Genomic DNA, 13,117 nt, shown 5'->3' on the forward strand with positions numbered 1-13,117 from the left:
ATCGACATGGGTTGGTCAGGTGACGTTCGTGGTTCAAGATTTTCGCGGGCCGCGTTTGCGATTCAACACCAGCAGGATCACCACCGCCGCGAGCGCAAACGAGAACCACTGGAAAGCATAGGCGCGGTGCCGTGCTGGCGGCATCGAGGAAAAATCGAGCGTATGCACACGCTCATAGATCGCGGCCGGATCGGCATCCAGCGCCAGCACCCGTGGATACAGCGGGCGGGCGAGATCGTGGCTGATTTCCGCCGGATCCAGAAAGATGCTGCTCTTCGGCCAATGGGTCTGGCGTGCCAGCGCGTCGCCACCCATCTCGAAACCGACCGGCGGTGGCGGCACGTACAGGCCCTGCAGAGTCAGCTCGGTGGCTGGCAACGGCGGTACCTGCGGTGCCTGGCCGGTACCGTTGCCGGCCAGAAAACCCAGATCCACCAGCAGCAACTGCGGCTGGCCCTGCCATTCGAACGGCGCAAATACCTCCACACCACCGCGCTCGTCGTGCTTGGGGTTGTCCAGCAGATACAGCCGGTCGACGAGGTAGTGACCACTCACCTGCACTCGCGGAAACGCATCGGAAGGCGGTGTCTGCGCCACCTTGGCGAAGTCCTGCCATGGTGCGGATGACGATGCGGCATACCGCCGCAGAAGTGCTTCCTTGAAGTCCGCGCGATCCAACTGCCAGACGCCCAAACGTATGAACAGCAACGCGCCAGCCACTGTCAGCAGCAACGCCCACCACGACGGACGGCGAAATCCGCTCACGCGGAGCACCGGCTTGCGGCCGTTATACTGCCAAGGTCGAAATGGATCGGATCAATCACGTGGAAACCATCTACAAATATGCGCTGGTGGGGTTGCTGCTGGTGGTGATTTTCAGCCTCGGCCAGGCGCTGTACTTCATGATGACTGACAAGGACGACGACAAGCGCACGGTATGGGCGCTGACCCGCCGTATCGGCCTGTCATTGCTGCTGATCGGCATGGTCGCGCTCGGCATCTGGATGGGTTGGCTGCATCCGCACGACGTCGGCCGGTGATTGTAACCGGCCACACCGGCCGCTGCGCCTTATCCGCGACAAATCGCGCCGGATGCCACGACGCCTGACCCGGGGACTGATCGCTTTTGCGACGATCCAGGGGTCAGCCGAGAGCCCTGACTCCCGCCGCTGCCATCACTTCTGGTAGTAATCCCGGTACCACTGAACAAAGCGGCTCACGCCCTCTTCCACCGGCACGCTCGGGCTGTACCCCACCGCTTCAGCCAGCGCCGACACATCGGCCTCGGTATCGGGAACGTCGCCCGCCTGCAACGGCAACAGCTCCATTTGCGCCTTGCGGCCAAGACACTGCTCCAGCACCTCGATGTACCGCAGCAACTCCACCGGCTGCTCGTTGCCGATGTTGAAAAGGCGATAAGGCGCGAGGCTGGTGGCCGGGTCCGGTGCCTTTCCGTTCCACTCGGGATCGCCTGTGGGCACGGCGTCGAGCGTGCGAAGAACGCCTTCGACAATGTCATCGACGTAGGTGAAGCTGCGCTTGTGCCGGCCATGGTTGAAGACCTTGATTGGCTCGCCAGCCAGAATCGCGCTGGTGAACAGGAACAGCGCCATGTCGGGCCGTCCCCACGGGCCATACACGGTGAAGAAACGCAGGCCCGTACACGGCAGGCCATACAGATGGGCGTAACTGTGCGCCATCATCTCGTTCGCTTTTTTCGATGCCGCATACAGCGTCAGCGGATGCTCGGTGGGTTCGTGCTCGGAGAACGGCATCAGCGTATTCGCGCCATACACCGAGCTGGTGGAAGCAAACACCAGGTGCTCGACATCGTGGTGACGGCAACCCTCGATGATGTGCAGAAAACCGGTGATGTTGGATGACACGTAGATGTGCGGATTCTGCGCGGCATAGCGCACGCCGGCCTGCGCGGCGAGGTTGATGACACGCCGCGGCTTGTGCGTCGCAAACGTCGCATCGATTGCCGCGCGATCGGCCAGATCCGCCGTCACGTGGGTGTAGTTCGGGTGATCCATGAAGCGCGCCAACCGCGCCTTCTTCAGGTTCACGTCGTAATAGTCGCTGAGGTTGTCGATGCCGATGACTTCATCACCGCGCTCAAGCAATCGCAGCGCGACGTGCGAGCCGATGAATCCAGCAGTGCCGGTTACCAGAATCTTCATTGCGTCCTCATCCAACCTGTCCATTCCATCCCATCATCCGCGTATTCATGGCCGTGATCGATACACGCCACGCTTCGGCGAACGCACCAACGGCAGCCTTCCCAAGCTCAAAGACGCCCATCGACCGCATCGCGTGGCAACACGTACTTGACGTCGTACAGCACCGATGAGGGCTTGCCGAACGCGCGAATGCCCACGCTGCCGATATCGGCGAATTGCCGGTGGCCCACCGCCACGATGACCGCATCATACTGGTCTGGCTGCGGCGCACCGATCAGGTCGATGCCGTATTCGTGCATCGCCGCCGCCGCGTCCACCCAGGGGTCGAAGATGTCGACCTGCGCGTTGTAGCCGTTCAAGGCCTCCACGATATCGACCACGCGGGTGTTGCGCAGATCCGGGCAGTTTTCCTTGAACGCCAGCCCCAGGATCAGGATGCGTGCGCGCACTGGGTTGATGCCCTTGCACACCATCAGGCGGATCACTTCGCCGGCGATGTACTGGCCCATGCTGTCGTTGGTGCGACGACCGGCCAGGATCACGTCGGGATGATGTCCAACTTCCTGCGCCTTGTGGGTGAGGTAATACGGATCCACGCTGATGCAATGGCCGCCGACCAGGCCTGGCCGAAAGGGCAGGAAATTCCACTTGGTGCCGGCCGCCTGCAGCACTTCCAGCGTGTCGATGCCCAGTTTGTTGAACAGTTTGGCCAGGTCGTTCACCAGCGCGATATTCAGGTCGCGCTGGGTGTTTTCGATGACCTTGGCCGCTTCGGCCACCTTCAGCGAGCTGGCCCGGTGCGTACCGGCAGTAATGATGGATGCGTACATCCGGTCTACAAAATCAGCCACCTCAGGGGTGGAGCCGGAAGTCACCTTGAGAATGCTGGTAACCCGGTGCTGCTTGTCACCGGGGTTGATGCGTTCGGGGCTGTAACCGGCAAAGAAGTCGCGGTTGTAGCGCAGGCCCGAGACCTTTTCGAGGATCGGGATACACACTTCCTCGGTGCAGCCCGGATACACGGTGGACTCGTAAACCACGACATCGCCGGCCTTGATGACCTGGCCCAGCGCTTCGCTGGCCTTGATCAGGGGCGTCAGATCGGGGCGCTTGGCCGAGTCGATCGGGGTCGGCACGGTGACGATATAGACGTTGCAGTCGCGGATGTCATCCAGCGCGGCGCTGAAACGCAGCCGCCCGGCACCGGCCAGTTCATCGGCATCCACCTCCAGCGTGATGTCCGTGCCGGCGCGCAATTGCTCGACGCGCGTTGCATTGATGTCGAAGCCCAGCGTGTCGTAGCGCTTGCCGAATTCGACCGCCAGTGGCAGTCCGACGTAGCCCAGGCCAACGATGGCGATCTTGGTATTTTCCAGTGCCTGCATGCGGAACATCCCCGGTTTTTCTGGTTTTTGGCGGTATCGGCCCGGTCTTGCGAACGGCTACAACGAGGGCCAGAGTAGGCGAAAGCGTCATTGGAGCGGAAACAGGGGCTAAAAATCGCGGCAATGGGCGCTAGCTAGCTTATTTCTTGACTTTATTTTGTGATACTGTTCACAACCTGCAAGTCAATCAGGGGTGGTTGTCATGACGAGCCTGTATCGCTTCATTGCGTTAGTCCTCCTATTGATCCTGACCGGCTGCGCCACGGCGCCCGGCTCCAGCCACGCTCCCAAGTTCAATGCCGACGCCCAGGCCGTCTCCACGTATCACATCGGCGTCGATGATCAACTGCAAATCACGGTCTGGCACAACCCGGATCTCAGTGTAAGCGTACCGGTACGACCCGACGGCAAGATCACGGTGCCGCTGATCGGTGACGTCGTGGCCGGCGGCAAGACGCCCGAAGAGGTCGCTTCCGAGGTCAAGGACAAGCTGCAGGCCTATGTGCGTGATCCCCAGGTGGCGGTGATCCTGACCGAACTGCGCAGCCACGAGTACCTGTCACGCGTACGCGTGACAGGCGCGGTGCGCACCCCGGTCTCGTTGCCCTACCGCCAGGGCATGACGGTGCTCGACGCCGTGCTGGCCGCTGGCGGCACCACCGAATTCGCTGCCCCGGATCGCACCGAGCTCTATCGCAAGGACGGTGATACCACCCAGTCCTACGCCGTGCAGCTGGGCAATATCCTGCAACAGGGCGAATTGACGACCAACTATCCCGTGCAGCCAGGCGACGTGATTACCGTACCGCAACGCTCGTTCTGAAGCCGGGGAAGGGGGCAGCCATGAGCGAAGAGATCTCTCCTTTTGCGGCGCTTGTTCCGGTGCTGGTCAGCGAGGCGCGCCGGCGGCGAATTGCCATGGGCGTCGTGTTTGCGGTGGTCGCGCTGGGTGCCTTGATCGTCGGCATGCAATGGCCGAAAAAATATGATGCGTCGACCACCATCCTGGCGCAGGAAAGCAGCATCATCACCCCGCTGATGGAAGGTGCCGCTTCGCCCACCGCGAATGCGAACCGTGCCGGTATCGCGCAGGCCGTGATCTTCAGCCGCAGAGTGATGGGCCAGATCCTGGTCATCGGCGGCTGGATGGCCAATAACCCGAATCCCGTGGAGCAGGATCGCCTGATCGAAGCGATCAAGGCCCGCACCAAGGTCGTGATCTCGCATGACAACCTGATCACGATCAGCTACTACGACTCCGATCCGAAGCGGGCGTATGACGTTACCCGCGAGTATGCGCGGCTTTTCATCAGCGAAAGCCTGGCATCCAAGCAACGCGAAAGTCGCGACGCGTTCGAGTTCATCAACAGCCAGGTCGAGACCTACCGGAAAAAATTGACCGACGCGGAAGACAAGCTCAAGGACTATCGCGGGGCCAACGCCGATGCCCGTCCTGGCAGCGAGACCGATACCGACGCGCGCATCAGTCAGTTACGCACGCAGATCGAAAATGCACGCCTGGACCTGATGGAAAAGCGTTCACAGGAAGCTTCGCTGAATTCACAGCTGTCCGGCGAGTCGGAGGTCAACGCGGTACAAACCACCCAAGGCATCAATGAAGCGCAGCTCGCCCAGCTGCAGACGCAGCTCGACACGTTGCTGATGTCCTATACCGCCGACTATCCCGACGTCGTCCGCGTCCGTCACCAGATGGAGGATCTGCGGCAACAGATCGCCCAGGCTAGCCAGCGCAGGCAGAGCGCGCCGGTGTCGAATTCGCCGACCTCGCTCGAAAACAATGTGCAATTCAATCCGCTCTACGCGCAGCTGAGAAGCCAGCTGTCCGCCAGCCGTGCCGAAATCGCCTCGACGAGTGCGCGCATGGGCGCGAGTGAATCCATGCTGCAGTCCGAGCTGGAGCGCAGCAACCGTATCGCCAACTCGGAAAACGTCACTTCCGAACTGACCCGCGACTACAACGTCAACCGCGATGTCTATCAGGATCTGCTCAAACGCCGCGAAAACGCACGCGTATCGATGAACCTGGATGCCAAGCAGCAGGGCCTCACGTTCCTGATCCAGAATCCCGCCATGATGCCGCTCAGCCCTTCGGGCCTGCGGTTCATGCATTTCGGTCTCGGCGGCATCGTTCTCTCGCTGGCGATCCCGTTCGGACTGCTGTTTGGTATCGCGCGGCTCGATCCGAGAGTACGCTCGACCGCACAGCTTGAGCGTTCAACCGGCTTGATGGTGCTGGCCACCGTTCCGTTCTACCCCACGCCGCAGGATCGTCAGCGGGAGCGGTTGCGAAACGTCTTGCTGGCGCTGATCGTTCTGGGGGTTGCATTGGCCTATCTGGTCCTGTTCTGGCTCAAGCTGAGGGGAATGGCATGAACGGGCCTGAAGACGACAAACTACTGGTCGATTCCGGTGGTCTCGTACACGGGGCCAAAGTCGGCGCGCTTCCTCAGCGTGCCTCGGCCGGCCATTCGATCGCGCGCATGTCCGAGACCGATACGCTGCCTGCGAAGCAGCTCGAACAGCGTCGGCTGATCCATCGCGAGAACTCGGTGCGTGGTCAGTCGGATGCTTTTCGCGAGATACGGACGCGGCTGCTCTGGTTGGGTGGCGAGCACAATTTCGTGACCCTGGTGGTGCCGGTGAGCCCGGGCTCGGGTGGCAGTTTCGTCGCCCGCAACCTGGCAACGGCATTCGCCTTTGACGAAGCCAAGACCAGTCTGCTGATCGATTGCAACCTGCGCTATCCGGCCCAGCACACGGCATTGGGTGTGGACGCCAGCAGCGGCGGCCTGATCGATTATCTCGAACATCCGGCAAGTGGCATTCAATCGGTGTTGTATCGCACCGGCATTCCGCGCCTGCGCCTGATTCCGACCGGCAAGGCTCGTGAAAATGGAGGCGAGTACTTCTCGTCGTTTCGCATGCGCGCGGTAATCGACTCGCTGCGCTGCCGCTACCTTGATCGCTACCTTTTCCTTGACGGCCCGGCCATCAAGGGCTCGCCTGACGCACGAATCCTGTCTGATCTGGCCGACTTCGTGGTGGTGGTTGCCAGCTACGGGCGCGATACGCCGGCAGCGATCAGCCAGGCCGCCGCGAACTTCGACGCCAACAAGCTGACCGGAGTGGTATTCAATCACGCGCCATAGTCCATTTCGCCGATTCAGAACGCTGATCCAGAACGTCGATCCAAAAAGCTGATTTACCGCGTCGCAATCAACAGGCCTAGCGACGTGTTCCACGGGGGATGGAAACATGCCTGCACCCAGCACGCTCAGTTATGCGGTTGCGCTAGCACTCGCTGTCGCCTCGGGCACGGCATCGGCAGCACAGTTCGAATATTCGCTGTTTGCTGGCATCGAACACAGCGACAACATCAACCTGAGCGGAACGGATCCGGTCAGCCAGAACGTGCTGAGTCCTGGCCTCAACTTCACTTACTCACAACAAGGCTCGACCGTCCAGGCGAACGTGGCGGGTACCCTGGAATACTTCGATTACCTTGGCGGCGCGTTCAACAATCAGACGTTCGTGCAGCTTTCAAGCCAGCTCAACTGGACGGTGCTGCCACAACGGCTGGACTTCACCGTCCAGGATTTCGCGGGAGTGGAACCACTCTCGACGCTCTCCAGCAACGCACCAGACAACCAGCAGCAAACCAACGTGCTGGCGCTCGGGCCGATCCTGCATTTCAGGCTTGGCGATACGCTGCGCGGTCAGGCTGAGCTGCATTACATCAACAGCTACGCGTCGAAGAACAAGGAGTTCAATTCTTCGCGTGGCGAAGCCGCGCTGCGCGTATTCAAGGATCTCAGTCCCACCGATGTGCTGTCGGCCAATGTGGAGGTCCAGCGCGTCAATTTCACCAATAACTCGAACGACCTCAACCCGATTGCCGGCACGCCCGACGACAACCTGGTCGCTCCCACCAACAACCCTAACTACAACCGCGATGAGGTGTTCGCCAGCTACGTCAGAACACTGGCCCACTTCAATCTCAATGTCGCACTTGGCTGGTCACAGATCGACTTCGATGGAGCGCCGACGGTCTCCACTCCGCTAGAGCGACTGACGCTGAGCTGGGAGCCCACGCTGCGCAGCAGTTTCTCTCTCACGGCCGCACACGAATACTCCGACGCGGCGCAAGACATGATGGTGCAGCCCGGCCAGATCATCGCCGGTGCCGGCGCGCAACTGGACAACAATACGACCGGCCCCGTCGGCCCGATCGGCGGAACCTCCGCACAGGGGATCAATGTCGGAGGTCTCGTGATCGATCCGCAGGTGTATCTGGACAGCCGCCTGGAAGGCAATTACACCTTCAACACCGAACGGCTGACACTGAGCGTGTCACCGCTTTACAGCCGGCTCAACTATCTGAACGACTCCACGTTCGACCAGACTGACCGCGGCGGCAGCGCAGGCATCAGCTACCGGCTGACACCCTTGGTTTCGCTCTCGACGTTTGTCGACTACGAGAGGCTTACCTATCGCTCACTCGACCGTCGCGACAACTCAAGCGACTATGGCTTGCGCCTGACTGACAGAAGAACGCCGCACTGGAGCTGGCAGGTCTCGCTGACTCATCGCCAGCGTGACAGCACCGCGCCCGGTCAGGGATACAGCGAGAACGAGATCTATTTCGGCGTCGTGTTCACAAGATGAACGTTCACGACAGGCAGTTCGTCCGTGACGATGCCAGCAGCGACATCATGAAGTCCCACCTGTTTGCTAGCATCGCCATCAGCACGTACGACCACGGTCGTCGGAGCATTGCGATGGACAGATATTCTCTCAGCCCGGCCACCCATTGTCGTCCGCAGGCCGAATCGTGACGGGTGCGCCGACTCCGTTCTGGCTTGGCAGCCCCGGACGCCGCCTGTTCGCGACCTGGTACGCCAGCCCCTCGGCGCCGCGCGCGACTGTCGTCATCTGTCCACCGTTTTTCCACGAGCAATTCCTGAGCAGCCGCCTGTTCAGCCTGGTCGCGGCGCGACTGGCGCAGGCCGGTATCGCCTGCCTGCGCGTCGACTATTACGGCACCGGCGACTCCGAAGGCAATGAAGCCGAATTCAGCATCCATGGCGCCCGCGAAGATATCGCCGTTGCCGTAGCGGCGGCGCGGGCGCGGTCCGGCAACGCCCCGACGGCGCTGCTGGCGGTGCGCGGCGGCGGATGGCCTGCGTGGCTGTTCGCCGCGGCTGACAGCTCGATTTCCCAGCTCTGGATATGGCAACCCATCCTGAGCGGCAGCTCGTATCTGGCCGAACTGCATCGCCTGGACGAAGCCGAGCGTGCACTGCGTGCGGACTATCCATTTTGCCGACAGCTCGGCTCCTATCGGGAAGACGGTCAATTGGTGGGCTATGCATGTCCGGATGCATTGCACAGCGAAATCATGGCTGCCAAGTTTCCGTCTCAGCCGTTGTCAGGCAACACGATCCTGGGCGTGCTTGCCGACGATCGCATAGGGGAAATACCCGGACACACCACTCAGCGGATCGAACTTCCCGAGTCAAGGACGCACTGGAAAGACACGCTGGAAGTACGCGCGACCTTCCTGACCCGAGACCTGCACGAACCGATCGACCGGCTGACGGCGATCCTGGGTACTCCGCGGGCCGTTGCATGATCGACGAAATCGTCCACATCGCCGACAACAGCTCGCTTTTTGGGCTACTGACGCGTCCGGATGCCGGGCCGGTGCGCGGCCCAGTGCTGGTCGTGCTCAACGCCGGACTGATCCCGCGCACAGGCCCTTTCCGCCTGCATGTCACGCTTGCCCGCCAGATGGCCCGGGCCGGCAACGCGACGTTCCGCTTCGATCTGCCGGGCATCGGCGACACCATGCTCGACAGTCCGATCACTTCGTTGCCTGCCGTTACGCTGGCGCTCGACGCGATCGAGCGTCATCTTGGCAGTACCCGCTTTGTGATCGCCGGCCTGTGCCGTGGCGCGGATCTGGCGTGGAAAGTCGCGTTGCACGACCAGCGCGTGATCGGCGTGCTGCAGATTGATGGCCTCGCGCGCGCAGGCCCATGGTTTCACCTGGCGCAGGTTCGGCATCATCTTCGATGGCCTCCCACGCGTTGGCTGACGACAGCTTCCCGACTGGTGTCCAGGCACCTGCGGCGGGAACCACGGCCGATGGAGGATCTCGATATCGATCGCGAGTGGCCAGCGGCCGGCGCAGAACGCACCCAGCTGCGCGAACTGCTGGATCGACGCGTTCACATTTTCTCGCTATTCACCGGCGGCATCACCAACTATTTTCTTGACTCCCGGCAGTTCGCATCCACCTACGGCAAGTTGGCGAACGACCCGGCGATCCGCTTCGCGTATTGGCCCGAATGCGATCACATCTTTTTTTCCGAGACGGATCGTGCGCGGATGATTGGCGAGGTGCTCGACTGGTATTCGGCGGCATTCGGCCAGATCGAGAACACAGCACCCTCCGCGTCGACCAGCATGGGAGCGAGCGCATGAACCACCCAGCCATACTCGTGACTGGCGGTGCCGGCTACATCGGCAGCCATGTCGTGCAGCAATTGAGCACGCGGGGAGAACGCGTCGTAGTGATCGACAACCTGGTCAGCGGCTTTCGCGACGCGGTGCGCGGTGCTGAACTGGTCGTCGGAAACGTCGGCGATCGCGCGTTGGTGGCGCAGATACTGGCTGAGCACCGTGTGGGTGCCGTGCTGCATTTCGCCGCGCATACCGTGGTTCCCGAATCGGTGCGCGATCCCCTCAAGTACTACGGCAACAACACCTGCAACACACGCAACCTGCTGGCCTGCTGCGCGGATGCCGGCGTGCGCCAATTTCTGTTCTCCTCGACCGCCGCGGTCTACGGCATGCCCGCGAGCGGCGTCGCCGACGAGGACACGCCTACGCAACCGATCAATCCGTACGGCATGTCCAAGCTGATGTCCGAGACCATGCTGCGCGACCTCAGCGCCACCGGCGCAATGCGGCATGTGATTCTGCGCTACTTCAATGTCGCCGGCTGCGACCCGCAGGGCCGGATCGGCCAGTCCACGCCCAATGCAACCCTGTTACTCAAGGTCGCCTGCGAACACGCGGTCGGCAAACGCGACAGCCTTTCGATTTTCGGCACTGACTACGACACGCCGGACGGTACCGGCATCCGCGATTACATCCACGTCGAGGATCTGGCCGCAGCGCACTTGCGCGCACTCGATCACCTGCGCGCCGATGGCGAGTCGCTGACGCTCAATTGCGGGTATGGTCATGGCTACAGCGTGCGTGAAGTGATCGATACGGTCCGTCGCGTCAGCGGTCGCGAGTTGAAGGTGATCGAGCAGCCACGCCGCGAGGGCGATTCACCCATGCTGATCGCGCGCGCGGATCGCCTGCGCAGCCTGCTCGGCTGGGAGCCGCGTCACGACAACCTCGAGTTCATCGTGCGCACCGCGCTCGCGTGGGAGCGCAAGCTCGCGACGCAATCCACCGTGAGCAGCTGAGGTGGGCGCCGTCCGCATCGGCTGTGGTTCAGATGCGAACGGCAGGCAACCTGTGATCAGCGTCGCCCGCTGCGCACGCCCAATGCGACATGGACATCGAAGCGAGTATCTTCAGCTCAGCGAGAGCCCTTCCGACAAAGTGTTACTCACCTTGGCAGGACGCCTGGCATGACCATGACCACATCACGTGTTCGAACGCGCTCTGCCCTGCGGTGGCTGCTTGCTGTGCTTGCCACCTCGTCATTGTGTGCCAGCGTCTATGCGGCGAGCCCGCATGCCGAAGTTGTCGCAGGCAGGGCTGCCGTGCCTGCCAATACCGATGTCGGACAGCCCGCATCACCGAGCGAAGCCAGCACGGCATACCCGATGCCATCTTCGTCGGCGAGCCCCGCTCAGCAAAGTACGAATACCGGTGCCGCTGTCACCCGGCTGCCACAAGTGGTGGTGACCGGGGCCAAGGCGATGGATCCGCGCTGGCAGAGCATCGAGCTGCGCCGCCATGGAGCGATCGGCAAGAACGTGGCCGTCACGTTTGGCCTTCCGTTTCCGCCTGGCATGCTGCGCGATGCGGCCCAAGTGCATATTGTCGACGAGCACGGCAATGCGCTGCCGGTGCATGTCGAGCCGACGTTGAACTGGCATTTCAAGGACGGCAGCATCCGCGCAGTGCGCGTGCAGCTGCATACCGAACTCGATGGCGACAGCCGTACGCTCCGCTTCACCCTCGGCCCTCCCGACAGCACGACCAAGGCGGATGGCTGGCCGTATGTCGACGGGCTCGTCGTCAATAGCGATGGAGTGCGCGTACCCGGCGTGCTCGCCCTGCTGAGTCCCGAGTGGATGTCGGCGTCCCTGATCGCCGGGCCGCAGCAGCCGGCTGCATCACCCGGACCCTACGACCACTTCTTCGCCACCCAGTTCAAATGGGCCGAACCCCTGCCACGCACCGAAGGGCCATCCTGGCTGTTCGACCGCACGAGCACGCTTTTCCAGCAATACGTGCGCACCGGGCGCGAAGAATACCTGGCCGCGGCCAGCGAAAGTTACCGCTACTACATGGAACATCTGCGCCGCGTTGGCGCCCCGGGCTGGCCGCTATGCGGGGGCGGCTGGAGCGTGGGCGAGGTGAATGTCTGCGACCCGAAGTACGTCTATGTCGAGCCCATCCTGCTCGCACTTGGACTGACCGGTGACGACAGCGAGCATGACGATGCGCTGATCCAGCGCATGATCGGTTCCTGGGATACCGGTGGCTGGAACTTCCCCGCGGGCCCTTACGCCAAGCCCGAGCAGCGCTTCACCGAACGCGAAGCCGGGCTTGGTCTGCTGGCGACTGTCAGCGCCTACGAGATCACCGGCGACAAGAGCTATCTCAAGCGCATCGACAACCGCCTGGGCTGGCTCTACCAGCACCAGCAGCACAATCCCGATGGCCTCGGCAACGACGGATCATGGCGCAACAGCTGGCAAATGCATGAAGGCGACACCTACGACCCCGCCACCGATGTGCGTGGCAGTTCGCCGTGGATGACCGAGAACATCATCGACGGGCTCTGGCATGCATGGCTGGTCACCGCCGACCCGCGCATCCCCACCATGGTCACCGGTTTCGGCCGCTACCTCGAACACTATGGCTGGGTCGACCTGAAAACCATCACCGACAAGGAAAAGGACTGGCGCAACCCCTGCAGCGGTCCCAATGGCCAGATCACCTGGTACTGGTCGTCCGCCCACGCCAGCAACAAGCAGCTCATCGACATCGAAAACTCCGAAGGCTGGTACAGCGACGCCCACGACGTCGAGATGACCCTGCCCGTAGCGGCGGCCCGCTACTTCGAGACCGACCCCGCGCAACAGCATGCGCTGGACCAGCGTTTGTCATGGCTGACCAGTTCGTACAGCCTGGATTGCGCCGACAACGCCAAGACCCCACGACGCTTCAACTGGAACAACCACGGCGTCGGCGTCGTGCAGTGGTTCATGCAGCAGTTTGCGCATGAGGGGCACTGAAGCCATGGCGGGAAAGGGCAATCGGGCTAAACGC

The 13,117-nt window shown here is 62.1% G+C and carries 12 protein-coding genes; 9 read left to right on the forward strand and 3 right to left on the reverse strand.

The features are described 5' to 3' along the window. Positions 1-33: 33 nt before the first annotated feature. A complete protein-coding gene (locus tag HDE77_RS12865) occupies positions 34-765 on the reverse strand; it encodes an SURF1 family protein (RefSeq protein ID WP_184417745.1) in 732 nt (243 codons plus the stop codon). 59 nt (positions 766-824) lie between these two features. Here HDE77_RS12865 and HDE77_RS12870 point away from each other — a divergent pair, with 59 nt between their 5' ends. After that, positions 825-1,040 carry a twin transmembrane helix small protein gene (locus HDE77_RS12870; protein WP_184417746.1) on the forward strand — a complete coding sequence of 72 codons (216 nt, stop codon included), beginning with the start codon at positions 825-827 and terminating at the stop codon, positions 1,038-1,040. Positions 1,041-1,175: 135 nt separating this feature from the next. On the opposite strand, the gene HDE77_RS12875 is transcribed toward HDE77_RS12870, so the two are convergent. Then, the gene (locus HDE77_RS12875; RefSeq protein ID WP_184417748.1) at positions 1,176-2,183 is read right to left on the reverse strand and encodes an NAD-dependent epimerase; all 1,008 of its coding nucleotides are present in this window, start codon (positions 2,181-2,183) and stop codon (positions 1,176-1,178) included. 107 nt (positions 2,184-2,290) lie between these two features. Beyond that, complete coding sequence (tviB, locus tag HDE77_RS12880; protein WP_184417750.1) at positions 2,291-3,568, reverse strand: Vi polysaccharide biosynthesis UDP-N-acetylglucosamine C-6 dehydrogenase TviB; 1,278 nt, start codon at positions 3,566-3,568, stop codon at positions 2,291-2,293. A gap of 202 nt (positions 3,569-3,770) precedes the next feature. On the opposite strand from tviB, the gene HDE77_RS12885 reads away from it, so the two are divergent. The 8 genes from HDE77_RS12885 (at position 3,771) to HDE77_RS12920 (ending at position 13,083) form a co-directional block, all read left to right on the forward strand. Then, positions 3,771-4,391, forward strand: coding sequence for an XrtA/PEP-CTERM system exopolysaccharide export protein (locus tag HDE77_RS12885; protein ID WP_184417752.1), 621 nt, complete (start codon positions 3,771-3,773; stop codon positions 4,389-4,391). Positions 4,392-4,411: 20 nt separating this feature from the next. Beyond that, positions 4,412-5,962, forward strand: coding sequence for an XrtA system polysaccharide chain length determinant (locus HDE77_RS12890; protein ID WP_184417754.1), 1,551 nt, complete (start codon positions 4,412-4,414; stop codon positions 5,960-5,962). Next, positions 5,959-6,738 carry a CpsD/CapB family tyrosine-protein kinase gene (locus HDE77_RS12895; RefSeq protein WP_255482699.1) on the forward strand — a complete coding sequence of 260 codons (780 nt, stop codon included), beginning with the start codon at positions 5,959-5,961 and terminating at the stop codon, positions 6,736-6,738. The genes HDE77_RS12890 and HDE77_RS12895 overlap by 4 nt, the downstream gene beginning before the upstream one ends. A gap of 106 nt (positions 6,739-6,844) precedes the next feature. Then, a complete protein-coding gene (locus HDE77_RS12900) occupies positions 6,845-8,254 on the forward strand; it encodes a surface lipoprotein assembly modifier (protein ID WP_184417756.1) in 1,410 nt (469 codons plus the stop codon). Positions 8,255-8,420: 166 nt separating this feature from the next. Further along, entirely contained in the window at positions 8,421-9,221 is an 801-nt protein-coding gene (locus HDE77_RS12905) for an alpha/beta hydrolase (RefSeq protein ID WP_184417758.1), read from the forward strand. Then, entirely contained in the window at positions 9,218-10,075 is an 858-nt protein-coding gene (locus HDE77_RS12910) for a hypothetical protein (protein ID WP_184417760.1), read from the forward strand. Before HDE77_RS12905 ends, HDE77_RS12910 begins: the two co-directional genes overlap by 4 nt. Further along, positions 10,072-11,073, forward strand: coding sequence for a UDP-glucose 4-epimerase GalE (galE, locus tag HDE77_RS12915; RefSeq protein ID WP_184417762.1), 1,002 nt, complete (start codon positions 10,072-10,074; stop codon positions 11,071-11,073). Before HDE77_RS12910 ends, galE begins: the two co-directional genes overlap by 4 nt. A 168-nt stretch (positions 11,074-11,241) precedes the next feature. Next, positions 11,242-13,083 (forward strand): hypothetical protein, encoded by a 1,842-nt coding sequence (locus HDE77_RS12920; RefSeq protein WP_255482701.1) that lies wholly within the window; start codon positions 11,242-11,244, stop codon positions 13,081-13,083. Positions 13,084-13,117: the final 34 nt, after the last annotated feature.

The organism is Rhodanobacter sp. MP7CTX1, assembly GCF_014205795.1.
In the GTDB taxonomy this organism is placed as follows: domain Bacteria; phylum Pseudomonadota; class Gammaproteobacteria; order Xanthomonadales; family Rhodanobacteraceae; genus Rhodanobacter.